This window comes from Sinorhizobium sp. GQ132, from assembly GCF_059758575.1.
In genome coordinates, this window is the sequence record NZ_JCAXDX010000005.1 from 172,505 (window position 1) to 192,148 (window position 19,644).

43 protein-coding genes are annotated in these 19,644 nt (G+C 57.5%); 25 read left to right on the forward strand and 18 right to left on the reverse strand.

The genetic code is table 11. The features are described 5' to 3' along the window. Nucleotides 1-31: 31 nt before the first annotated feature. The 5 genes from AC6CIG_RS14965 to AC6CIG_RS14985 form a co-directional block, all read right to left on the reverse strand. The gene (locus tag AC6CIG_RS14965) at nucleotides 32-343 is read right to left on the reverse strand and encodes a helix-turn-helix domain-containing protein (protein ID WP_498322870.1); all 312 of its coding nucleotides are present in this window, start codon (nucleotides 341-343) and stop codon (nucleotides 32-34) included. Beyond that, on the reverse strand, nucleotides 340-558 hold the full coding sequence (locus AC6CIG_RS14970) for a hypothetical protein (protein ID WP_498322871.1): 219 nt from the start codon (nucleotides 556-558) through the stop codon (nucleotides 340-342). The genes AC6CIG_RS14965 and AC6CIG_RS14970 overlap by 4 nt, the downstream gene beginning before the upstream one ends. Further along, nucleotides 555-1,022, reverse strand: coding sequence for a hypothetical protein (locus AC6CIG_RS14975; protein WP_498322872.1), 468 nt, complete (start codon nucleotides 1,020-1,022; stop codon nucleotides 555-557). The genes AC6CIG_RS14970 and AC6CIG_RS14975 overlap by 4 nt, the downstream gene beginning before the upstream one ends. Nucleotides 1,023-1,126: 104 nt before the next feature. Beyond that, nucleotides 1,127-1,537, reverse strand: a complete 411-nt coding sequence (locus tag AC6CIG_RS14980) for a hypothetical protein (RefSeq protein WP_498322874.1) — start codon at nucleotides 1,535-1,537, stop codon at nucleotides 1,127-1,129. Then, on the reverse strand, nucleotides 1,534-2,046 hold the full coding sequence (locus tag AC6CIG_RS14985) for an NUMOD4 domain-containing protein (protein WP_498322875.1): 513 nt from the start codon (nucleotides 2,044-2,046) through the stop codon (nucleotides 1,534-1,536). Before AC6CIG_RS14985 ends, AC6CIG_RS14980 begins: the two co-directional genes overlap by 4 nt. Before the next feature lie 107 nt (nucleotides 2,047-2,153). On the opposite strand from AC6CIG_RS14985, the gene AC6CIG_RS14990 reads away from it, so the two are divergent. Next, on the forward strand, nucleotides 2,154-2,285 hold the full coding sequence (locus AC6CIG_RS14990) for a hypothetical protein (RefSeq protein ID WP_498322877.1): 132 nt from the start codon (nucleotides 2,154-2,156) through the stop codon (nucleotides 2,283-2,285). 5 nt (nucleotides 2,286-2,290) lie between these two features. Here AC6CIG_RS14990 and AC6CIG_RS14995 read toward each other — a convergent pair whose 3' ends face one another. From AC6CIG_RS14995 to AC6CIG_RS15050, 12 genes are all read right to left on the reverse strand, one after another. Further along, entirely contained in the window at nucleotides 2,291-2,731 is a 441-nt protein-coding gene (locus AC6CIG_RS14995; RefSeq protein WP_498322878.1) for a hypothetical protein, read from the reverse strand. Continuing rightward, nucleotides 2,728-3,066 (reverse strand): HNH endonuclease, encoded by a 339-nt coding sequence (locus AC6CIG_RS15000; RefSeq protein ID WP_498322880.1) that lies wholly within the window; start codon nucleotides 3,064-3,066, stop codon nucleotides 2,728-2,730. Before AC6CIG_RS15000 ends, AC6CIG_RS14995 begins: the two co-directional genes overlap by 4 nt. After that, the gene (locus AC6CIG_RS15005) at nucleotides 3,067-3,246 is read right to left on the reverse strand and encodes a hypothetical protein (RefSeq protein ID WP_498322882.1); all 180 of its coding nucleotides are present in this window, start codon (nucleotides 3,244-3,246) and stop codon (nucleotides 3,067-3,069) included. After that, nucleotides 3,246-3,677, reverse strand: a complete 432-nt coding sequence (locus AC6CIG_RS15010) for a hypothetical protein (protein ID WP_498322883.1) — start codon at nucleotides 3,675-3,677, stop codon at nucleotides 3,246-3,248. Before AC6CIG_RS15010 ends, AC6CIG_RS15005 begins: the two co-directional genes overlap by 1 nt. Nucleotides 3,678-3,685: 8 nt before the next feature. Further along, the gene (ssb, locus tag AC6CIG_RS15015) at nucleotides 3,686-4,135 is read right to left on the reverse strand and encodes a single-stranded DNA-binding protein (RefSeq protein WP_498322885.1); all 450 of its coding nucleotides are present in this window, start codon (nucleotides 4,133-4,135) and stop codon (nucleotides 3,686-3,688) included. Beyond that, nucleotides 4,135-4,755, reverse strand: a complete 621-nt coding sequence (locus AC6CIG_RS15020) for a lambda exonuclease family protein (protein ID WP_498322887.1) — start codon at nucleotides 4,753-4,755, stop codon at nucleotides 4,135-4,137. Before AC6CIG_RS15020 ends, ssb begins: the two co-directional genes overlap by 1 nt. Continuing rightward, the gene (locus AC6CIG_RS15025) at nucleotides 4,752-5,516 is read right to left on the reverse strand and encodes an ERF family protein (RefSeq protein WP_498322889.1); all 765 of its coding nucleotides are present in this window, start codon (nucleotides 5,514-5,516) and stop codon (nucleotides 4,752-4,754) included. Before AC6CIG_RS15025 ends, AC6CIG_RS15020 begins: the two co-directional genes overlap by 4 nt. A gap of 107 nt (nucleotides 5,517-5,623) precedes the next feature. Further along, complete coding sequence (locus AC6CIG_RS15030; RefSeq protein WP_498322890.1) at nucleotides 5,624-6,145, reverse strand: hypothetical protein; 522 nt, start codon at nucleotides 6,143-6,145, stop codon at nucleotides 5,624-5,626. A gap of 105 nt (nucleotides 6,146-6,250) precedes the next feature. Further along, nucleotides 6,251-6,427: a hypothetical protein gene (locus tag AC6CIG_RS15035; protein ID WP_498322891.1), complete on the reverse strand. Its 177-nt coding sequence runs from the start codon at nucleotides 6,425-6,427 to the stop codon at nucleotides 6,251-6,253. After that, nucleotides 6,427-6,651: a hypothetical protein gene (locus AC6CIG_RS15040; protein ID WP_498322893.1), complete on the reverse strand. Its 225-nt coding sequence runs from the start codon at nucleotides 6,649-6,651 to the stop codon at nucleotides 6,427-6,429. Before AC6CIG_RS15040 ends, AC6CIG_RS15035 begins: the two co-directional genes overlap by 1 nt. Next, nucleotides 6,648-6,980 carry a hypothetical protein gene (locus AC6CIG_RS15045; RefSeq protein WP_498322895.1) on the reverse strand — a complete coding sequence of 111 codons (333 nt, stop codon included), beginning with the start codon at nucleotides 6,978-6,980 and terminating at the stop codon, nucleotides 6,648-6,650. Before AC6CIG_RS15045 ends, AC6CIG_RS15040 begins: the two co-directional genes overlap by 4 nt. Before the next feature lie 68 nt (nucleotides 6,981-7,048). Beyond that, nucleotides 7,049-7,234: a hypothetical protein gene (locus AC6CIG_RS15050; protein WP_498322897.1), complete on the reverse strand. Its 186-nt coding sequence runs from the start codon at nucleotides 7,232-7,234 to the stop codon at nucleotides 7,049-7,051. 182 nt (nucleotides 7,235-7,416) lie between these two features. Between AC6CIG_RS15050 and AC6CIG_RS15055 the strand changes: the two genes are divergently transcribed. Next, nucleotides 7,417-7,665 (forward strand): helix-turn-helix domain-containing protein, encoded by a 249-nt coding sequence (locus AC6CIG_RS15055; protein WP_498323026.1) that lies wholly within the window; start codon nucleotides 7,417-7,419, stop codon nucleotides 7,663-7,665. Between the two features lie 132 nt (nucleotides 7,666-7,797). On the opposite strand, the gene AC6CIG_RS15060 is transcribed toward AC6CIG_RS15055, so the two are convergent. After that, nucleotides 7,798-8,523, reverse strand: coding sequence for an XRE family transcriptional regulator (locus AC6CIG_RS15060; RefSeq protein WP_498322898.1), 726 nt, complete (start codon nucleotides 8,521-8,523; stop codon nucleotides 7,798-7,800). Between the two features lie 51 nt (nucleotides 8,524-8,574). On the opposite strand from AC6CIG_RS15060, the gene AC6CIG_RS15065 reads away from it, so the two are divergent. From AC6CIG_RS15065 to AC6CIG_RS15175, 23 genes are all read left to right on the forward strand, one after another. Further along, on the forward strand, nucleotides 8,575-8,781 hold the full coding sequence (locus tag AC6CIG_RS15065) for a helix-turn-helix domain-containing protein (protein ID WP_498322900.1): 207 nt from the start codon (nucleotides 8,575-8,577) through the stop codon (nucleotides 8,779-8,781). After that, nucleotides 8,778-9,140, forward strand: a complete 363-nt coding sequence (locus AC6CIG_RS15070; RefSeq protein ID WP_498322902.1) for a hypothetical protein — start codon at nucleotides 8,778-8,780, stop codon at nucleotides 9,138-9,140. Before AC6CIG_RS15065 ends, AC6CIG_RS15070 begins: the two co-directional genes overlap by 4 nt. Nucleotides 9,141-9,201: 61 nt before the next feature. After that, the gene (locus tag AC6CIG_RS15075) at nucleotides 9,202-9,441 is read left to right on the forward strand and encodes a hypothetical protein (protein WP_498322903.1); all 240 of its coding nucleotides are present in this window, start codon (nucleotides 9,202-9,204) and stop codon (nucleotides 9,439-9,441) included. A gap of 3 nt (nucleotides 9,442-9,444) precedes the next feature. Continuing rightward, on the forward strand, nucleotides 9,445-9,681 hold the full coding sequence (locus tag AC6CIG_RS15080) for a hypothetical protein (protein WP_498322905.1): 237 nt from the start codon (nucleotides 9,445-9,447) through the stop codon (nucleotides 9,679-9,681). Further along, nucleotides 9,674-9,880, forward strand: coding sequence for a hypothetical protein (locus tag AC6CIG_RS15085; RefSeq protein WP_498322907.1), 207 nt, complete (start codon nucleotides 9,674-9,676; stop codon nucleotides 9,878-9,880). Before AC6CIG_RS15080 ends, AC6CIG_RS15085 begins: the two co-directional genes overlap by 8 nt. Next, nucleotides 9,877-10,074, forward strand: a complete 198-nt coding sequence (locus AC6CIG_RS15090) for a DUF551 domain-containing protein (protein ID WP_498322908.1) — start codon at nucleotides 9,877-9,879, stop codon at nucleotides 10,072-10,074. The genes AC6CIG_RS15085 and AC6CIG_RS15090 overlap by 4 nt, the downstream gene beginning before the upstream one ends. 141 nt (nucleotides 10,075-10,215) lie before the next feature. Beyond that, nucleotides 10,216-10,785 (forward strand): HNH endonuclease, encoded by a 570-nt coding sequence (locus AC6CIG_RS15095; RefSeq protein WP_498322909.1) that lies wholly within the window; start codon nucleotides 10,216-10,218, stop codon nucleotides 10,783-10,785. 73 nt (nucleotides 10,786-10,858) lie between these two features. Continuing rightward, entirely contained in the window at nucleotides 10,859-11,287 is a 429-nt protein-coding gene (locus AC6CIG_RS15100) for a hypothetical protein (protein ID WP_498322910.1), read from the forward strand. A gap of 69 nt (nucleotides 11,288-11,356) precedes the next feature. Continuing rightward, nucleotides 11,357-11,566: a hypothetical protein gene (locus tag AC6CIG_RS15105; RefSeq protein WP_498322911.1), complete on the forward strand. Its 210-nt coding sequence runs from the start codon at nucleotides 11,357-11,359 to the stop codon at nucleotides 11,564-11,566. After that, nucleotides 11,563-11,958: a DUF1064 domain-containing protein gene (locus AC6CIG_RS15110; protein ID WP_498322913.1), complete on the forward strand. Its 396-nt coding sequence runs from the start codon at nucleotides 11,563-11,565 to the stop codon at nucleotides 11,956-11,958. The genes AC6CIG_RS15105 and AC6CIG_RS15110 overlap by 4 nt, the downstream gene beginning before the upstream one ends. Next, nucleotides 11,959-12,339, forward strand: coding sequence for a hypothetical protein (locus tag AC6CIG_RS15115; RefSeq protein WP_498322915.1), 381 nt, complete (start codon nucleotides 11,959-11,961; stop codon nucleotides 12,337-12,339). Then, complete coding sequence (locus AC6CIG_RS15120) at nucleotides 12,339-12,653, forward strand: hypothetical protein (RefSeq protein WP_498322916.1); 315 nt, start codon at nucleotides 12,339-12,341, stop codon at nucleotides 12,651-12,653. Before AC6CIG_RS15115 ends, AC6CIG_RS15120 begins: the two co-directional genes overlap by 1 nt. A 213-nt stretch (nucleotides 12,654-12,866) precedes the next feature. Beyond that, a complete protein-coding gene (locus AC6CIG_RS15125; RefSeq protein ID WP_498322918.1) occupies nucleotides 12,867-13,058 on the forward strand; it encodes a LuxR C-terminal-related transcriptional regulator in 192 nt (63 codons plus the stop codon). Further along, entirely contained in the window at nucleotides 13,055-13,327 is a 273-nt protein-coding gene (locus AC6CIG_RS15130) for a helix-turn-helix transcriptional regulator (protein WP_498322919.1), read from the forward strand. Before AC6CIG_RS15125 ends, AC6CIG_RS15130 begins: the two co-directional genes overlap by 4 nt. Nucleotides 13,328-13,407: 80 nt before the next feature. Beyond that, nucleotides 13,408-13,794, forward strand: coding sequence for a helix-turn-helix domain-containing protein (locus AC6CIG_RS15135; RefSeq protein WP_498322920.1), 387 nt, complete (start codon nucleotides 13,408-13,410; stop codon nucleotides 13,792-13,794). Continuing rightward, nucleotides 13,791-14,063 carry a hypothetical protein gene (locus tag AC6CIG_RS15140; RefSeq protein WP_498322921.1) on the forward strand — a complete coding sequence of 91 codons (273 nt, stop codon included), beginning with the start codon at nucleotides 13,791-13,793 and terminating at the stop codon, nucleotides 14,061-14,063. The genes AC6CIG_RS15135 and AC6CIG_RS15140 overlap by 4 nt, the downstream gene beginning before the upstream one ends. Next, on the forward strand, nucleotides 14,060-14,653 hold the full coding sequence (locus AC6CIG_RS15145) for a hypothetical protein (RefSeq protein ID WP_498322922.1): 594 nt from the start codon (nucleotides 14,060-14,062) through the stop codon (nucleotides 14,651-14,653). The genes AC6CIG_RS15140 and AC6CIG_RS15145 overlap by 4 nt, the downstream gene beginning before the upstream one ends. Nucleotides 14,654-14,927: 274 nt before the next feature. Next, nucleotides 14,928-15,146 (forward strand): hypothetical protein, encoded by a 219-nt coding sequence (locus tag AC6CIG_RS15150; RefSeq protein WP_498322923.1) that lies wholly within the window; start codon nucleotides 14,928-14,930, stop codon nucleotides 15,144-15,146. Nucleotides 15,147-15,245: 99 nt separating this feature from the next. Continuing rightward, complete coding sequence (locus tag AC6CIG_RS15155; protein WP_498322924.1) at nucleotides 15,246-15,461, forward strand: hypothetical protein; 216 nt, start codon at nucleotides 15,246-15,248, stop codon at nucleotides 15,459-15,461. Then, nucleotides 15,461-15,712: a hypothetical protein gene (locus AC6CIG_RS15160; protein WP_498322926.1), complete on the forward strand. Its 252-nt coding sequence runs from the start codon at nucleotides 15,461-15,463 to the stop codon at nucleotides 15,710-15,712. Before AC6CIG_RS15155 ends, AC6CIG_RS15160 begins: the two co-directional genes overlap by 1 nt. After that, a complete protein-coding gene (locus AC6CIG_RS15165) occupies nucleotides 15,699-17,069 on the forward strand; it encodes a terminase large subunit domain-containing protein (RefSeq protein ID WP_498322928.1) in 1,371 nt (456 codons plus the stop codon). The genes AC6CIG_RS15160 and AC6CIG_RS15165 overlap by 14 nt, the downstream gene beginning before the upstream one ends. Beyond that, nucleotides 17,069-19,483: a hypothetical protein gene (locus AC6CIG_RS15170; protein ID WP_498322929.1), complete on the forward strand. Its 2,415-nt coding sequence runs from the start codon at nucleotides 17,069-17,071 to the stop codon at nucleotides 19,481-19,483. The genes AC6CIG_RS15165 and AC6CIG_RS15170 overlap by 1 nt, the downstream gene beginning before the upstream one ends. Next, nucleotides 19,473-19,643 (forward strand): hypothetical protein, encoded by a 171-nt coding sequence (locus AC6CIG_RS15175; RefSeq protein ID WP_498322931.1) that lies wholly within the window; start codon nucleotides 19,473-19,475, stop codon nucleotides 19,641-19,643. The genes AC6CIG_RS15170 and AC6CIG_RS15175 overlap by 11 nt, the downstream gene beginning before the upstream one ends. Nucleotide 19,644: the final 1 nt, after the last annotated feature.

Below are 19,644 nucleotides of genomic sequence, written 5' to 3' on the forward strand. Positions count from 1 at the left end.
TAGCTATCCCATAGGGCCTTGACGTTTGTTCCTACCGGCCGAGTGAGTTCCGCGTATCGAGCCGGGGCGCGGCGGGCCGCCTCTTGGGCATCGGTCGTTCCAAGGCGATAACGTCTGCGGACTCCATCCTTGTCGTCCCAGGTGATGCAGAATTCTCCGCGTAGTCGGGTGATACGCCATTCTGGCATTCGAACTTCTCCACGTCTTCTTTTCGGATTCTGAGCAGCTTGCCCCCGAGACGGAAGGAAGGCAATTCGCCCGATGATATCAGGTTCCTTACATGCCGCTCGGAACATTCCCAGCGCTCTGCAAGGCTGGCCGGGGTGAATACTAGCGTCGTCATTCGTCATCACCTCCTTCGCTCACCGCCTCCGGCTTGGGAGAGGGGGTCTCGAAGTGTGGGTCGAAGTCGTCGTAGCTAGGATCGATGAAGCCATCGCCGCCGCATTCTTCGCACGTCTCGTCGCCGTGGCCGCAGATGCAATCACCCGGCCAGCAATCGCAACGGTGATAGCCTAGACCGCTGCATGCTAGGCACTTGGTAAGCTTATCGGTCATGGCTGCTGCTCCTTGGCTGCGAGGAGGGCGGTGCGGGCTTTTTGGATAAAGCGCCACGCGAGAGGGTTGTCGCTCGGCTTCACCGGTTCATACGCAGCAATCTCTTTCAGCGCCTCCCGCATGGCGTCGCGTGCGTCATCGACCTCACCGAGATAGCCGCAGATCGCGTCTTCGATCATCGTGCGCTCGCCATCTGTCGGGACATAATCCCCGCCGTCGCCGCGAAACTCGTATTCCTGAGCATACGAGTGCGGTGTCACCAGCCGCTCTATCAGCTCCCGGCCAACCGGGGAGGGAGAGGCGGAGAGGGCATAGGCCACCTCGGGAAACTCGTCCCACGGCGTTACTCGTCCCGGCTCATATCCGGATACGCCAACGCTGTCTGAGATGATCGCGAGCAACCCCTTAAGAGCAACAGCTAGTTTGTCGTGATCCGCTGGCGACGTTCTCTGGGCCGCTCCCATGTGAATGTTCTTATTGTGCGCCGGAAGGCCGGATGCGTGTTGCGGAAGCGGAATTCCGGTGCATGGGACGTCGCCACAGCATGGGTTAGCTTTGCAATGCTGGCTCATTCGATTATCCCTCCGCGCTGATGGATCATCATGGAGAGGTTGCCTACATCGACGGGATCGCCCTTGTTGACATGCTCTCGAAGCAGTTCGGATAGGAAGGCAATGGAGCACTCGTCGGGATTTTCCCAACCGCCGCGCCCGTCAGCACGCTTCTTTGCGAGCTTCGCTTTCATCGCAACAGCGAAGCGGTCTACGGCGAGATCGTCAGAGTGAAGCCCACTTGGCATAAGATCGATGAGCGCAAGGACGGATGCCCTAGAAACAAGCGCGCCGTCCTCCCCTTGGTCGCGGGTGCAAAGTTTCTCGACCTCGCGGCGAAGCAGATCGATACCCGTCATTTGTACATGGGGCGCTGGCACCCTTACCGGCGCTGCGGGAGGGGTGGATTTAAAACGTTCGTCCGTCATCTCTCACCTTCTTTCGCCTCGGTAGGACGTCTCCAGTAATAACCTTTTGTAATTTTGTGAGGGTTGTTCAGGCACCGATAAATGTGAGCATCCCTGAAACCGTCCCTGGCGGCTTCGCAAACCGATCGGTACTCTCGTGTTGAACCGTCAATGACGCTGATTGCGATAACCGGCCTAACCCGGTAGCCAAGCTCGTAATAAGCGTGGGTCACGTTCTCAGATCTGGTAACCCACTCAAGATTTTCTGCACGATTGTCCGTTTTGCATCCGTTCTTGTGATTTACCTCTGGCCCTTCGCCGTCAACGAATGCAGCAGCGACAAGGCGGTGTACGACCACTCTTTTCGGCTTTCCGTTTTTGTGAAGCTGAACGGGAACATACCCTCCGGCTGTTTTGCTATTCGTCGATAGGTTTTTCCCCGTTCTCAGCGAGCGAACGTTCCCTTGGTCCGAGACTTGGTAAAGACCTTCGAAGCCTTCGATGTCGGCCCACCTCTCGCTCTCGCTCATCTTGCCCGCGCTCCTTGGCGCCCCATGTAATTTGAATGTCGAGGAAAATTGAAAAAGGCTGTCGCGTTCTGCTCTCTGGCACCGTCACGAGGATAGGCGACGACGGCATGATCTCCGTAAGGCTTCGCGGTATTGCCACGCCCGTTACGCTTTATGTCGATGACATCGAGGAAATCCGACCGGCGGAGAAGGAGAAGCCGCAGAGACGGCCGCGAAACTTCTATGACAAGCCGACGTGAAGCGCTCATCGCCCTTCCTTCTCGGCGCCATATGCAGCAAGGGCTGCGTTAAAGTCAGAAACCGTCAGCTTAGACGTGTCGTTCTTGGCCGCCATCGCAAACGGCTTCAACGCTTTCCGTAGCCGCTCAATCTCGCTCTTTGCGGCGTCCAGATCGGCGGGGCGCGTGTAGAGCGGGCGAAGCGTGACACCCTTGTCTCGGTAATGCGCAACGTCCTCGTCATTGACGCGCTGCCAGCCAAAGCCTTCAACAAAGCGTTGCCACTCCACCGGCTCCCCCTCTACCGCCTCCGGCTTATCGAGAAGGCAGGCAAGATCAGCGCGAATGTATTTGACCGGCTCGGCGCCGCATTCTTCGCAGCGGGCGAAAACCGGATCTTGGCACCATTCCCTGCCATGACCTTCGGAGCACTTGCAGTTGAGCCATATCTCTCGGTGGTCCGTCATGTCCGTTCCCTCGCGTTGAATGGCTCTCTCGACTTCGGAAAGCCGCGGCTCTGAATGGTGCTTTTCGACTTCGGCCACGCGCCAATATGCTTCGCGCGGATCCGGTCGGCCTTGCGGATGGCCGCAACATCGTCAGCCGTCTTTGCCTTGTGGCAGGACTTGTGCGCGGGCTTGACGTTGTCGTCGGAGTCGTCTCTGGTCAGTTCCCACGGGACAAGGTGCTCTAGGTCCCACGCATCGCCGACCTTGATCTTCTCGCCGCATAGATGGCATTTGCCGCCGTGGAGGTCGAAGAGGCGAACGCGCTCTGTTCTGGAGAAGGACTTGCGAGCCATCTACGCACGACCTGTCAATTTCCACAGCATCTTCACGATACCGCGCGGGTTGACTGCCGGCCGGCGCAACTCCTCCGCCTTTTCTGCCTTGCGGATCTTCCACAGCGCGTTGTTTATGCGCATATGAGGATGACGGTCGCAGATGTCGTGTAGCATCTTGATCTTCTGGTCGGGTGTCATCATGCTGCTGCCCTCGCTCTTTCCTCGGGAGTTGGCGCGACGTAGCCGAAATCTCTCGCGAGCAATTCCGTGACCGAATTGAAAAACGCGATCATCTCGGGCTCGTCGCACTGCCTGGTGTTGATCGCGCGCGGGACGCCAACCAGAAAGCCGTTGGCGAGGCGGATGGTGTCGACAAAGTTGACTGCCGGCCTGATATAGGCGTCCAGCGCTTCCTTGCTGGGCGCGCAGCCTGTCGCGTCAACGCAGTCCTGCAGGGTCGCCCAATAGGCTTTGAGCCGGTCCAGGTTGCGCCATTGCTTGATTTCGAGCTTGACGCGCTGGCCTTGTTCGATGCCGTCGAGGGCCTGCATGTCGTACTGCATCTCTGGCCGCAACGAGTTGCCGTGGCGGATGAATGCGTAAACGGGCTTCTCTGGTTTCTTCGCCATGGCCCACCTCAGAACGGAAAATCGTCTGGATTGTCGGGGTTGTAGCCGGCCGGCTGCTTGTATCCGCTAGCGTTGCCGCTCTGCTGCCTTGGCTGGCGGTCTCCGCTGGGGGCGTCTAGAAGCGTGAGCGTCCCGCCGAAGGCCTGCAACACGACCTCTGTTGAATATCGGTCGTTGCCTTGCTGGTCGGCCCATTTCCTGGTCTGGATGGAGCCCTCGACGTATACTTTCGAGCCCTTTTTGACGTACTGCTCGATGACCTTGCAAAGGCCCTCGTTGAAACACACCACGGTGTGCCACTCTGTTTTTTCCTTGCGCTCACCGCTGCTGCGATCCTTCCAACTCTCCGATGTAGCGATACGAAGGTTCGCGATTGGCGTTCCTGATTGGGTGCGCCGAATTTCCGGATCAGCCCCAACGTTGCCGATAAGAATTACCTTGTTGACTGAGCCAGCCATTACGCGGCCTCCATGCTGTTTGATGGGTGATAGGCACGGATGCGCTCGACAAGCCCCGCCAACTCATCGTTGAAGCGGTCGATCTCGTCGGACATCTGTTTGATGTATTCGGCGTCCCGGTAGACGCGGACGGTCAAGAGCGGCAGGCGCGGCCAGTAGCTCACAAAATCCCACCATTCACGCTCTGCGAGCCAGATATTGCCTTGAACCTGGGCCTTATGCTCGGGAGGAAGCCGGTTCCGTTCGAGCCGATCGATCTGGATGTGCGGCAGGGCCGTCTTGATCTCCAGCCCTCCGTTCTCGCCTACGAGGCTGTCCGGGCTAGCGCCCTTGTTGCCGTTGCGGATGAAGCCAACGCGAGTAATCTCGGCGGACTCGATGAATGCGTAGGTTTCCCGCGCCTCATCCTCCATGGTTTTCCCGCGGTCCATGTGGGCATTTTTGAAGGTCTCGGCGGGTTCTCCCGTCAGGATTTCCCCAGCTAGGAGGCGCATGTATTCACTGCGCGTCTTTCCTTCGCCCTTTGCCATCACCGTCGAGAACTTGCTTGCCGTTGGAATGCCGAGCCTGGCTAGGCGCCAAGCTTTCTCGCCCTGCTCGATGTTGAAGACCCGCATCATTTCGGCATCCTCGCCTTTTTCTCATTGAGAAGGCGAACTGCCGGTTCGAAGTCGCGAGCAAGCATGTCCGGAAGCGCCGCGATCTTGCCCAACTGGCAGAACTTCACGATGTCGCTTTGTGTCTCTTCGATTAACTTCTGCAACGCTTGGAGCTGTTCTTCGTTGATCCGCTCCTGAGGTGTCTCTCCGCCGGCCGAATTGCCGTCGTCATCCTCGTTCTTGAGGGCAACGTCGAAGATATCGCACTTCAGGTATCGCTTGCCGTAACTCTTCGTTGAGCCGTACGCGTGAGTGTTCGTCTTGTTGGCGTTGCCCTTCATGCCGACGTTATCGAACGGGATATCGGCGTGATACTGTTTGGTGTGGCCGCCCTCGTGCATCACGTCGCAAAGGACGCGGATGTGGTTGTCCTTCGCTGGCGTCCCCTCGCTGAACGTCAGCGAAAATCCGTGTTTCGTGATGATCGGCTGGATTGCCTCGCTGATCGTCTCATACCGTGCATAGCGCGATTTGGTCTGATCGTTGTCGGCATCCCGGACAACCTGAGGCATATCAGCCTGGGCGGCCTTCATCGCCTTGTTAAACTCGACCTGCGCCAGACGCGCCATTTCGCGCTCACGCATCTCCATCAGGCGCTGCATCTTGTCGATGTCTACGTTCGGGTCTCTGGCGGCGCGCTCGATGATATGGAAGATGGCGGCGCTCTCCGACGTCACGGCCGGCGCGGTTTCGATCTCTTCATGTTTGACAACTGCAGACATTAGAAAGTCCTCTCGGTGTTAAAGGGCGCCGGCAAAGCTGAAGCCGAGCCACGCGAAGACCGCGACGGCAAAGGCAAGTTCGGCGGATCTGGTGCGGAGGAAGCGGGTCATGACCGGTCCTCTAGGGCTCTTCGAGCGATAGCTGCCGCGCTTCGTTCAGGAGCTAGGGAGAAATCGAGGAAATCGGCCTTGGCTATTCGCCTCAATGCCTCTTGGGCAGCCGAAAGCTTCTCCTGCAAGACAAGGGCCTTCGCACCTTCCTTGGCATATATTTCTCGAATAGATTTGTTCTCGGCTTCCTTGGCCTCTAGTTCTGCGCCCCGGTCCATTATGACGCCAATCATCTGTTCATTGACTGCTGCTGCTTCGCGCTCCCTATCTACGCAGTTCTGAACCATGTCGTAGATCGATCTGCCTTCTAGCTGCTCGTAGGTAGGCGTGCCGAAGATGGCCCAAATCTTGTCGATGATGGCGTGAGCGTCCTTATTCAAGGACTTGAGGTGTTCAACCTCAGATCTAAGCGCCTCTATTTCATCGGCAGCCACTTCAAATACTGGGTCTGAACTGTTCGGTCCCGATCTCAGTCTCGTTACTGTGTCTTCGTCGGAATGCCTGTGTGAAATGTGCATGGTGTTTCCCTCAAAACATCGGCCCGGCTGATTTGCCCAGCCAGAAAACGAGCGCTGCGCCTATGACGATGCCGATCAGTAGGATGATGATTGCGAGGATGATGCTCATGCCGCGTCCTCCAGACTGCGAGTGCGGGACAGGGCGGAGTTGATCGCCTCTTCCGCGTCTGCGAGGCTGTCGAGCGTCGGGCGCAGGTTGTGCCGCAGGTCATCGCGCCAATGGCGGATCCATGCGAGCTGCATGCGCAATGTTGCCTTGAGGGTTTCGTTCTCAGCGCGCATTAGGATCCTACCTTTCCGAAGCCTTCGGCATTGATTTCTAGGCCATTCGCCCAACTGGATAGGATCGCTGAAGCCAATTTATGGGCCTGAGACTCAAGAACCTTCTTGCTTGAGACAGACTGTTCGTCGTGACCCCTTGCGGCATCTCGCAGCGCCTTGGCGGCTTCTCGAATTCCATCTCCGAACCCCTGTGCATAAACGCCGTCTTCGATCTTCTCGCTCATAGCTGGGCTCCTTCGACTACGGCGCCGAACTGCTGGCGAGCGTTGAGCGTGGAATAGGGCTGGCGGGGTGTCGGGTCTTCGAATTCGCGCTCTCTCATCAGCTCGAAATACGCATCGTCCACCAGATCAGCGGCAGGAACGGCCTCCCTCTGGAATACCTCTGCGTTGCAGCCAAGCCAGAAGCTCAGAGAGGCGAGGTCTGAGTAATTGCTCATGAGGTAGCGTTTCAGCGCATGCTGGCAGTCTTCGTCGCTGCTATTGCCCGAGATCGACACGAACAGTTCCTCAATGCGACCGATCATGATTTGCTTAATGTCGGGGATGCTCATTTGCGTAGCTCCTTGCGTGGGAGATCACTTTCGATATCCCGCCGCTGTGTGCGGGATGCCGAAGGGGATCACTTCAGGCGGGCGCCTTCGCAGCGATCGAACAAATCGGTGAAGGTGAGTTCGCAATCAGCGCGGCCAGCCTGAAGGCGTTCTACGATGCGTGCTCTAGCTTCGCGCTTGACCTGTAGGACGATGGCAGCCGGGATGCCGCGAGCTTCGGTGTTCAGGTAGTTGATGAAGGCTGACTGGTGCATCTCTCGTCTCCGTTTGAGTGAGGCAACCAGATCTGCCGCGGCGTCTTCGTGGCTGCTTTCAATGAGGAGAGAATACCAGAATGGCATAGACAGTCAATACCGTATCGGTATATAAACTTGGTATGAGCGAAAAAAATACCGAGACGACCAAATTCTTGAAGAATCGCGATGCCTGGATTCGGATGGTGGTTAACGATCCCGATCTGGATCACACCGCCGCTCGGGTCGCCGTGCACATAGCCATGCGACTGCGCGCGACCCAGCAATTTTGCTGGCCGACGATAAACACGATTTCTAGAGAGACGGGGGTAAGCAGACGCGCCGTTTCGAGCGCCTTGGATAAATTGTGCGCAGATGACTATAAGCTCATCTTGCGCACCTCAAGGCCGAACGTGGGAAACATTTACGCGCTTAATTTTCCATGGCTGTAGCATACCAATAAGTGCAATGGCTGCTACGATATTGTGGCAATGGTTGCCCTAGAATATACGTAAGCTGAAATACGGAAAGGTTATTTAGTTTATAGGTTCTTGCTCTGAAGGGTAATTGTTAGAAGGGTGAGATCAGGCAATTCCTGCTAGAGCAATGAAGTGAACCGAGACGACGCTTGAAGCGGGAAAACGCAGCTCCTTTTTCGGATTGAGCTGCTCCAAAACAAGCTCGATCGAATTATGTTTCACGAACCTCTTGACGTAAGCCAGTGGCGCTCCATGTTCCTCAAATCTGACTTGAGCGATAACGTAATCGCCCTTCCGAACGCGCCTTTCTGGGTCGATAAAGCAAATCTCCCCGTCCTCGTATCGCGGGGACATGGAGTCCCCTGAAACTGCGACGGCATAGGCGTTATTTACGTGTGAGATAACTGGCGGCGCCATTACCTCGTACAGAATTGTACCGTTCATCAAAAACTCCCCGTCAACTCCCCCAACGGCCTGCCCATAGACCGGGATCTTTCGGCCAAGACCTTCGACCTTACCGCGAATTTCTGCATTAGGAAGATCAGAAATTGACGTGGTCGAAGGCACGGAGCCGATATCGTTAACGGTAGCAATCTTCGCCGGATCACCGAACAGTAAAATTTCAGGGGTTGTGTTGAGAGGGCGCGCCAAGCGCTCTGCCCACTCCTTCGTGAGCTTCCTATCGCCAGCCTCCAGGCGCCTGATTTGCGGCTGAGAAGTTCCGGCCGCATCAGCTAACTGCTGCTGCGTTAAGCCTAATTTCTCGCGGAGAACCCTGATCATCGTCATCCCGGCAAAATATTCCAGATTGATATCGGAATCAAAAACCATATCGGCATGATTTGGTATTGACTGCTTATGCCATTATGGTATGTTGGCGGTATGAAGCTGGAAACATACCTCAAAACCAAGGCCATCTCGCACGCGGAATTCGCGTCTTTGATCGGCACCACGCAAACGTCCGTGACCCGGTACGTGAACGGTAAACGCCGCCCTTCGATCGAGATGATCGACATGATCGATAGGATCACGAAGGGCAAGGTCAAGATGCGCGATTGGTTCAAGGAAGTACCGGAGGGCGTTCAATGAGTTCAATTAGCCTTCTCACGCGCCTCGGCGTTGCCATCGAGAAGATTGGTAAGCGCATTGCGGAGGTCGGTAGCGGTCGCGAGGTTCATGCGCAGACGGCTGACGACATGGGCTACGGCCGCTCCGTCGCCGTCTGCGGTAACGGAAACCAGTCCTATTCTCATGACGCCATTTACAACAGAGCACTCGGAAAACAGGTCAACGAATACTGGCGTAACGCCGTCATCGAAAACGTCAAATGCACTGTTGCCAATCTCGAGTTTACCAACTCTGTCATTTCGGCTCATAGCCAACCCTCTCTATCTGAACTGAATGCACGTTCTGCGCGTGGCTGGAGAGAGTCAAGGAGGGTGATGTGACCTTCCCGATCTCCTCCCATCTTGCCCACGACGGTCATCACAGCACCTCGCGGAGGTCGATATGAACTGGAATTTCGATATTGCAGCCGCCCCCCGCGGCAGGATGGTCACCAAGGCCGTCACCACGAAGGACGGCGACAAGACGTTCGAGGCTTTCCAGCAGGAGGAAGTCATCCTCGCCAGCAAGTGCGGCAAGGTCACTGTGTCCTACTGGATACCAGACCAGGAGCGCTGGTGCATGTTCAAGAAGGGCGAGGAACCCAAGGCTTGGATGCGCTGGCCCGAATGGCCGGAGGCTTGAACCATGAACGCGCTCAATCTCAGCAAGGACGATCGGGTCAAGCTCAAGAACTGCCCTTTCTGCGGTGGCAAGCCAGAGAAGGTCGATTGCCTGAGCGGGCACGCCTTCGTCACGTGCAGTGAATGTCACGCTGAGGGACCGATCGGCATCGGCGAGATCGCTTCCGATCGCTGGAACCGCCGCCACGACGAAACCCCATCCGAATTCGAACGCCTCATCGGAGGAACGCAAAATGTCTGAGCAAATCATTCTCGACCTCCCTGCATTTCTTGGCTGGTCATTCCTGGTTCTCGTAAACGGCATGTTCTTTGGCTGCGGCGTCTATGCGTTCTGCTGCGAGGTGTTCGAGCAGGCTGGATACGAGCCCGTCGATCACGAAAAGGCGCAGACCAAGGCTGATGAGCTTTGGGCGCCGGTTCGCGTGAGGGCCGGCAAGTGAGCGAGTGGCAACCGATCGAGACCGCCCCGAAGGACGGCACGCCCGTTTGGGTTGCTCATACAGCCGGGATAATGGAGCCCGTGTTTTACCGGCGAGAGGCCTGCGGTTTCTGGGTCAATGCATACACAGGTCTTCCCGTCCATTGGAGACCTACCCATTGGAAGCCTCTCCCGGCTCCTCCGAAACAAGATTGATCGCCGCTCCCTCCTCCCCGGCGATCATAGCGGCTGGCTCTGATCCTCCTCCCTCGGAGTCAGCCGCGTCACTTTCAACCGAGGCAGTTTCGAACTCAGCCGCATGACGACTGCGTTTGTAGCGCTACCAAGGCTAACGAAATGACTAAGATCAAGATCGACTTCAAAGCCATCACTCTCTCCTTCCTTAGGGAGTGTTTCGATCTCCGTGAGGAGACCGGATCGCTTATTTGGCGTGCGAGGCCCGTCAGTCACTTCAGGGACGAGGCCGATGCAAGAAGGATAAACGCTAGGCGTGTCGGACGTGTCGCGGGGGTTCTCGACAAGAAGAAAACGAGACTCAGGGTCTGCGTCAACAACCGTCTTCTCATGGCGCATCGAGTTGTTTTCGCCTTGAGCCGGGGTATCGATTTCGAAGATGTACCGCCGATCATTGATCACATCGATGGGAATTCTCTGAACAACCGTCCTTTCAACCTGCGGGAAGCTACTGCGCTCCAGAGCGTCCATAACACCGGTATCCCCAGGAGCAACACGACAGGGTTCAAAGGCGTCCGTAGAGCTGTAACCGAGGGGAGATTTGTCGCCCTGATCAAAGCGGCCGGCAAGCCAGTCCATCTCGGCACCTTTGCAACCAAGGAAGAGGCCGCCGCTGCTTATCGTGGTGCCGCGAAGATCATTCAAGGCGACTACATGAGGCAAGGAATTTGAAGGGGAGCCGGCGCCGGTTTGATTGGCGTCAGCGGCGCGCGGCTCCTGAACGTGAAGTGTGAATGTCCTGTGCATGTGCATCTCCTTCAACAAGGAGACAATCGCACAGGAGGTTCAGGAAATGCCGGGAAAGTCACCCGAATATCTGGGAAAGCTAAAGTACGCAGAGAGCAAGAAAATGGACGATGTAGCAACAGCAAATTTCTTGATTGAAGAGATCGGCGGTAAGCGACACGTCGGAGATATGCTCCGTACGGCGCTCAAGGAGCTGCGAGCTAGGTTCCCTCATAGGTCGGACCCTGAGAACCAATGGACAGAGCGCCGCCTTCGAGGATGGTGGAACAAGGAAAGCCGTATCGTAAAGCACTTCCAGATGGTCGAGCTTTACATGACGGCAGAAGAGCTACGGGAAGCGAGGAAAGAACATGCCGAATACCGTGCCAAGACCGCCCATATTCGTCAGATGGCTCAGCTTGTCTCAGCGCATGAGGATCGCCGCTAAGCTCCGCGAATGGGGTTCGTCGCTTGGTGAATGGATCTGCCCGGAGCTGAAGGGCAGGGACGGCGAAGAATGACCGAGTTCTCCTCCTACGCTGACATGGCAGCAGAGGCCGACAAGTACGTCCACGAACTCGAAACGTGGATGGAGGACCACGGCCCCGGATCAAAGCGGCCCTGGCCAGATCAGAACATAGCGAACAAGCGCCGCCGTCTCGCCTGGGCCGAGAGGATAGCGGAGCTTTGCCGTAGGGCAGCGCAGAGGCAGGGAGAGGCCGCGTGACCGAACGCATGAGCGCAGCCGAATATCGAGAAGGCAAACCGCGGAAGCCGAGCAAGTACGGCAACAAGAAGGTCCGCGTCGGCTCTCACCTCTTCGACAGCAAGAGAGAGGCCCAGCGCTATCTGATGCTCAAGGCGCGCCAAGATGCGGGGGAAATCTCCCATCTAGAGCTGCAGCCGGTGTTTAAGCTCAAGGTTGGCGATCGGCCGGTTCTCATCCGATCCAAAGGCTACCCGAACGGGCGCCAAGCAAAATACATCGCGGACTTCGCCTACTTCGACGGCCACAAGCGCATTGTCGAAGATGCCAAAGGTTTCCGCACGCCTGAGTACAAGCTGAAAAAGGCGATGGTCGAGGCGATGTTTCCCGCAGTCAAGATTGTGGAGGTTTAATTGAAAGAGATCCTTGAAATTCTAGCGCCTGTCCTCGGCGAAGAACTAGCGAAGGACGTAATCGCGCATCGGCGCGGCCTGAAATGCCCTCTCACGGCCCGCGGCGCCAAGGCCCTGCTGAAGCAGTACGAGATGACCGGCAATGCCGTGGAGGCCGCAGAGGAGCACCTTAACCGCGGATGGCAGGGCTTCAAGGCCGAATGGATGCAGAAGGGCAAGAGCTTCCGCGACGAGCGCAACCCCATGCCCGCGCAATCGGCCAACTACGGCCGGCCAGAGCCCGCACACGCTCCAGAGCCCGAAACACCCGAACAACGCGCCCGCAAGGCGGAGATGGCCCGCAGGCTTCGTGAGACGGCAGCAGCTATGAGGACGCACTGATGGAGATCATCCGTAGAAGCGACGTGATAGCCAGTGCTGCCGACCGATACGAGAAGCAGTACGGCGACGGCATATATCCGCAGCACAGCGCAAAGATACCGAAACTTCGTGCGCTTTCAGGAGATCAGGTAACGGCCGAGAATATCAACCGTATCATCGGCAATGAAAGCTGGACGACGATCGAGTGCGACGAATGTGGCGCTTCATCTGAGTTTCTTGTGGGGCTTGGTGAAGACTCTGAGTGGGGCGGACCAGAGGCGTGCGTATGCGAAGAGTGTTTATCGAAAGCGCTCTCCATGCTCATCAGGGAATAGTCATGATCGACCACCCAGCCCGCCAACGCGAAAACGCCCGCAGAGAACGCCGTTCACTCCTCGCAGAAGCAGTGACATTCGAGCGGTTCGCCGAGATGGCAAAGCAGAAGCGGCTCCCTGTTGGATCGGTCTGGCATTGGAGCACCGGAGAGATTTACGGGCCTATCGGGTCCGCTGAGAATAAGGAGCAGAGCAATGCAGCGTGAGTGCCCATTGTCTAGGCGGGAGCTGTCGATCGTGCACCTCATGTCTCTGGGGATGACGGCGAAGGAAATCGCCCGCGAAACGGCCACCAGCCCGAACACCGTCAGCAGCCATATCGTCACGGCTAAGCTGAAAGCCGGGGGCAAGATGACCGCTACCGGTCTTGTCGCCACGGCGCTTAGGGAAGGGTGGATCCAATGAGCCAGCAGGATTGCATCGAGCGCCCGAGGATGCGGCCGGCTCCTCGCACGCTCGGCCACTACGGTCATAACTACCAGACGATTAGCGAGCGCCAGAAGGAGATAATCTGGCTTCTCTCGACCGGCAAAGAGCATCAGGACATCGCGGAGATGCTCGGAATTTGCCTGATGACGGTCACTCGTCACCTTCAGCGCGCCAAAAACGCCACAGGATGCCCGACGACCACGGCCCTTATAGCTCACTGCTTGCGAAGGGGGCTCATCCAATGAACTACCAGCCCCTACAGGCAGAAACATATGTCAGCAGCGCTGCGATGATCAGCGCCTATTCAGAACGGCGGGCAAGGCTGATGACGCCGGCCACCAGGACCTCTGAAGTGCAATCGAAACCGGCTCCGAAGCGGCCGGAGATCGTCATCGTTTACCGCGACAAGAACCCGAAGGATGCGCATGTGCGCTCGTGGGAAGCGTGGAAGGCAATGCAGGGCAGTCCTTGCCGGAATTACATCAAGCGGCGCTGTGAGGAGCTGGGCGTCCCTTACGAGGGCATCGTCGGGTCAAGCCGCTTCCGCCGCCACTGCTACCCCCGCCAGCTCATCATGTGGGAGCTTAAGACTTTCGTGAAGCCATCCATCAGCTATCCGGAATTAGGGCGCCTGTTCGGCGGACGTGACCACACAACCGCGCTGCACGCCGTCAGGAAGATCGAGGCGCAAAGAGCAAAGGAAAGCGCATGAGCACGATGGTAGAGCGCGTGGCGCGAGCGATATGGGATAGCCACGAATTAGGCGACTTCGAAACAGCATCGGTCATTGATAGAGGATTTCACGTCAATGCCGCCCGCGCCGCCATAGAGGCGATTATCCCGTTCATCGAAGAAATCCCGCTTAACAGCCTCACCAAGACAAGCGAGACAGACCCGAAGATGATCTGGGCCATTTCTGCGGACGCCCAGAGACGATCGGTTGTTCGTCATCTCCAAGCAGCCCTTAAGGAGCAAGCATGACATCAAAAGCCTCGAAGCTCAGGATTAAGCGCGCAGTCAGGGCGGGGAGGCCAAAGAAGGAAGGTGTGGAGAGATATCCCGGTGGGCAAATCCGCCATTCCGAAACCGAGAAAGAGGTGAAAGCCGTGGCAATCGAAGCTCTGAAACGGGTTCACGGCGTTGACTATCACGCAAGCGGGTATTCCGGGTACACGCTCGGTCGCCTCTTCATAGACGGCAAGGTCAACAAGCAGCAGCTAGAGGCCGGCGACTACTACGCCGAGCAGATGGCGAGATATTACAGCGCGGTTGGCGTGCCTTTCCCGTCCGCTCGGGCTCAGGATCTGTTCAGTATATCTGGTTTCGGGGGAGAAACGACCGCCGAGCAGGCAAGACGTGCCCGCGCCGCTTCGAACAAGATGATGGAGCTGGAAGGCGTGTTGCTTCGGTGCCAAGACGGCCCACGAGTAAAATCAACCGTCTTCAACGTCTGTGTAATGGACTACGAGGGCATGCGTACTATGCCCGACACACAATTGTTGTGGCTAACTCGGGGGCTGAACGCCCTGATATGGCATAGGGGACTTGTGGTTGAAGGTAAATCAGGCTAATAAGGAAATTACATGATCGGACCTGCGTCCGACAGAGGGCACCAATAAACCCCGCACGGTTGCCGCCGTAGCGGGGTTCCCTTTTGAGGAGGTGCGAATGCCCGCATACCTCGTCCTCCCCTACGACTCCGGCCCTCTCGGCCTCCCCGGTATGCAAGCCCTCATCAATGAGAAGGCAGCAGAAGGGTATGCGCTCCACCAGGTAATAGAGCGCAGCACGTATCACTGGGTACTGTTCTTCAAGCGCCAAGAGGCTTAACAGAGGAGAGCATTCATGGCCGGCAAGAAGAACTGGATTGCAGGCGCCATCAAGAAGCCCGGCTCTCTCCGCGCCACCGCCAAGCGCGACCACCTCATCAAGGGCGACCACCTCATCAAGGGCGACCAGAAGCTCTCCAAGTCGGATATCTCCCAGCTAGAGCACTCGGGCAGCGAAAAGACCCGCAAGCGTGCTGAGTTGGCTATGGTGCTCGCGGGCTTTCATAAGAAATAGCACCCGTTCCGTAGAAAATTCATATCGCGAAATGCAATGGCCTCACCGGCCAGAAGGAATAATTTTCCTAAACCTCTCCTCTCAGACCGGAGAATAACAATGCTTCGCAATTCGGACGTAAACGGCTACATCGAGCCGCAAATGGCATACGTTAGCCCGCTTGACGGGACCGCCGTAGTAATTGACCCGATGAACGCGGATAGCGTCCTGTTCAGCGAACTGCGCCGAGCCGGCGAGATGATCCAGGAGTTGCGTCGCGAGGTTGATGCTCTGAAGGGTGAAGAGGGCCGGAGGCGTTACGAGGCTAGCGTCTAATGGCTGCGCGTGGTCGTAAGGCCGGTTTCCGTATGTCGGACGAGCACCGGGTTAAAATACAAAACAGTAATATTCTCAATTCCTTGATTGAGCACGTCGAGGGGAAGAGAGATATGAACGCTACGCAGGTTTCTGCGGGCCTCGGGTTGCTGAAGAAGGTTTTGCCTGATCTCTCGTCCGTTGAGGTTTCCGGCGAGGATGGCGGCCCTCTCCAGATCGTCGTGAAGAAATTCACCCTTGCCAACGATTGAACTGCCGAACAACTGGCAGCCGCGGCGCTACCAGTTCAAGCTCTGGAACGCATTACAGAACGAAGGCAAGAAGCGAGCCATTGAGATTGCGCACCGCCGATGGGGCAAGGATGACGTTATCCTGCATCACACGGCTATCGAGGCTCATAAGCGCGTTGCAACATATTGGCACGCTCTGCCGGAATACACACAGGCCCGTAAGGCAATCTGGAATGCCGTCAATCCGCATACGGGTAAGCGGCGCATCGATGAGGCTTTCCCTCAGGAGCTGAGAGAGAAGACCGTCGATGACGAAATGTTCATCCGGTTCAAGAACGGCTCGACATGGCAGGTGATCGGCTCCGATCGCTATAACGGCCTTGTCGGTGCTGGCGTGGCCGGCGTTGTGTTCTCTGAGTGGGCGCTCTGCAATCCTTCCGCATGGGGCTACATCCGCCCGATGATGGAGGAGAACGACGGCTGGGCTACGTTCATTACCACGCCTCGCGGTCGCAACCACGCCAAGGCCATGTACGACCTGGCGAAGGACAACCCTCGCTGGTTCGCTGAGATCAGTAGCATCTATGACACGAACGCTCTCAGCCAAGAGCAGCTAGACGAGTCTCTGAAGGAGTATTGCGCTCTCTATGGTGAGGACATCGGCCGTGCGCAGTTTGAGCAAGAGTATGAGTGTTCATTCAATGCTGCAATTCTCGGCGCGTTCTATGCCCGCGAAATGGTCGCCGTGCGCAGAGAGGGACGCATTGCAGATATCGAGGCGCTTGATCGTCCAGTCCATCGGGCATGGGACATCGGCGTAAAGGACGATACGTCCATCTGGTGGTTCCAGGTTGTCGGCACGCAGGTGTTCATCCTGGATTGCTATTCGGCCTCTGGCGTCGGTCTCGATCATTACGCAGACATCATCGAGCAGCGCCGCAAAGAGCACGGATGGCAGGACGGCGTTGATTTCGTCCCGCACGACGCTCGCGTGAAGGAGTGGGGAACGGGTCGAACCCGCGTCGAGACGATGCAGGGCTATGGGCTCAATCCTCGCGTTGTGCCGATGGCCTCGAAGCTCGACGGCATCAACGCAGCTCGCAAGACGCTGGCCCGCGCTGTGTTCCATCCTCGCTGTGAAGATCAGGGCGTCTCTGCTCTGGAGCAATACCGCCGCGAATGGGACGACGACAAGAAGACGTTCAAGGCGAACGAGGTGCACGACTGGTCATCGCACCTGGCCGACGCCTTCCGATATCTCTCGATGGCTTGGCAGGACATTCCAGACGCTAAGCCGGTTGAGAAGCCGCACGTCATGGCAACGACCGGCGACATTCTCGCGCCCCAACTGAACTACAAGCAGAAGAGCAGGCGCTAATGGTCAATTACTCCACCACTGGCGACATCGACACGATGCGCGACCCCGACGAGCCACGTTCGGCTCAGATCGTGTGGGAAGCCATCTGCAAGGCCAAGGAAGAGTTCGAGCCGTACCTGCGTTATTGCGACATTATCGACCGCCTCGTGTCTGCGTCTGGCGAGCTTATGCTGCAGCGGGGCTATTTCTTCAATGACCAGGAGTTCGACCTGCTTTGGTCGAGCCTGGAGATCCTGAAGCCGGCCGTCTACTGCAAGCCTCCGATGGCCGTCGTTGCGCCACGGTTCAATGATCGTAACAAGGTTGCGTCGGTTGCTTCCGAGCTTCTGGAGCGCTGCCTGAATTCGACATTCGAGCGTACCGACTTCGATCAGACGATGCTGGAAGTGCGCGATGACCTGATCATTGCGGCGCGTGGATCGATCCGCACGACGTATGAGACGGACGACAACGGCAAGCAGGTTTGCAACGATCACGTAGACCGTAACGACTTCCTGCATGAGCCGGCGCGTAAGTGGAGTGAAGTCGGCTGGGTGGCATTCGCGGCCTATCTCGACAAGAAGGCATTCAAGAAGCGCTTCCCGAAGGCTGACGCCGATCAGGCGCAATACAACGTCCAGCGCGATCCGAACGACCATCACCGCGTTGACACGGTAGCGAAGTGCAAGGTGTGGGAAGTCTGGCACAAGGCCGACAACCGCGTCTATTGGGTGACGGAAGGCATTGAGACATTCCTTGACGAGCAGAAGCCGTTCCTGGATCTCGAAGGCTTCTTCCCTTGCCCGCGTCCTGCCTATGGCACGAAGAAGCGCCGCACGCTCATTCCTGTGCCGGATTATGTGCGTTATGAGCGGCACCTAGAGCAGATCAACACGCTCACGTTCCGCATTTACAACCTGCTGACGTGGATCAAGGTCAAGGGTCTTATCCCGGCTGGTGGCGAGGTGGCGCAGGCTGTCGAGACGGCTCTGGCGAACGTCGAGGATGACGTTCTGCTTATTCCGGTCCCGGGCGCGGCGCTGATGTCTGGCAGCTCTGGCACGGCTGGCTTTGTGCAGTTCCTTCCGCTGCAGGAATTCGCGGCCACGGTCACGGAACTGCTGAATGCCCGTCGCGAGCTGATCAACAATTTCTATGAGCTTTCCGGCATCTCCGACATCATGCGCGGAGCGACCGAAGCCGAGGAAACGCTAGGCGCCCAGCAGCTCAAGAGCCAATACGGCTCCGTGCGTGTTCGCGAGAAGATTGACGAGCTGCAGCGCATTGCCCGCGATAGCGCTCGCATCACGGCAGAGATCATCGCCGAGAAGTTCGATGCTGACACGCTCCTCAGCATGGCGCAGATGCAGATCCCGACCAAGGCCGAGCTGAAGGCCAAGGTGAAGGAGCTGGAGGCTGCGGCCAAGCAGGAGATGGATTCTCTCGAAGAGCAGGCCATGCAGGCGGCAGAGCAGGCCAAGGCGTCTGGCGAGGAGATCGATCCGCAGGCAGCCGAACAGCAGTTCAACCAGGCTCAGCAGCAGATCATCCAGAAATATCAAATGCAATTGGACGAGATCGGCAAGCAGGTTCCGATTGAAGACGTGATGTCCTTCCTCCGCGATCAGAAGGCACGCGCCTTTGCGATCGATATCGAGACCGACAGCACGATCATGACGGACGAGCTTGCCGAGAAGCAGGCCCGCGGGGAATTCCTCACAGCGTTTACGGGCGCAAGTGCTGCGGTTCAGCCGCTTCTCATGGCTGGTGAGCCAGGTGCGAAACTAGCTGGCGCAATGCTCAAGTTCGCTCTCGCTCCGTTCCGTGCAGGCCGTGAGCTTGACGGCATGATTGACGACTTTGTCGAAGCCGCTCCCGCTGCACTGGCTCAGGCTGGCGGCAGTGACGGTGAAGCAGCCCTCGCAGAGGCCAATAAGCAGCTTGCACAGGCCGAGCTTCAGAAGGCAGCCGCACAGACCGAGAAGGTGCAGGCGGACGCCGCTCTCAAGATGCAGGAGCTTCAACTCCGCACGGCAGAGGCGCAGGAGAAGGCCAAGGCCGATCAACAGCGCTTTGCACTGGAGATCGAGGACTCGCGCGGGAAGATCGCCGAGACATCAGCCAAGATCGAGAAGATCTATGCGGACATCCAGCTTGCCGAGCAGAAGCTAGGCATCGAGGCCCATCGCGAACAGCGTGAAGACCTGAAGACCGCAGCAGATATCCAGCTTCGCCAGACCGATCAGCAGCTAAACGCGGTCAATCAGGAGCGTGACGCCCAGATGGGCGAGCGCCAGCAGTCGTTCCAAGAGCGGGTAGGCGAACGGTCGGAACAGCGTGCGGATCGGCAGCAGGACTTCAGCGAACGTCAGGGCGAGCGTCAGCAGACGTTGGCCGAACGGCAGGCTGAGAAGGATGCGCAGAATGCCAAGTAAGTCTGCCAAGCAGGCCCGCTTCATGCAGGCAGCGGCCCACAACCCCTCATTCGCGAAGAAGGCCGGCGTTCCGGTCAGCGTTGCCAAGGAATTCTTTGCCGCCGACGCGCGCAAGGATCGCCGCATGGACATCGCCAAACACTTGACGAAAGGACGCTGAC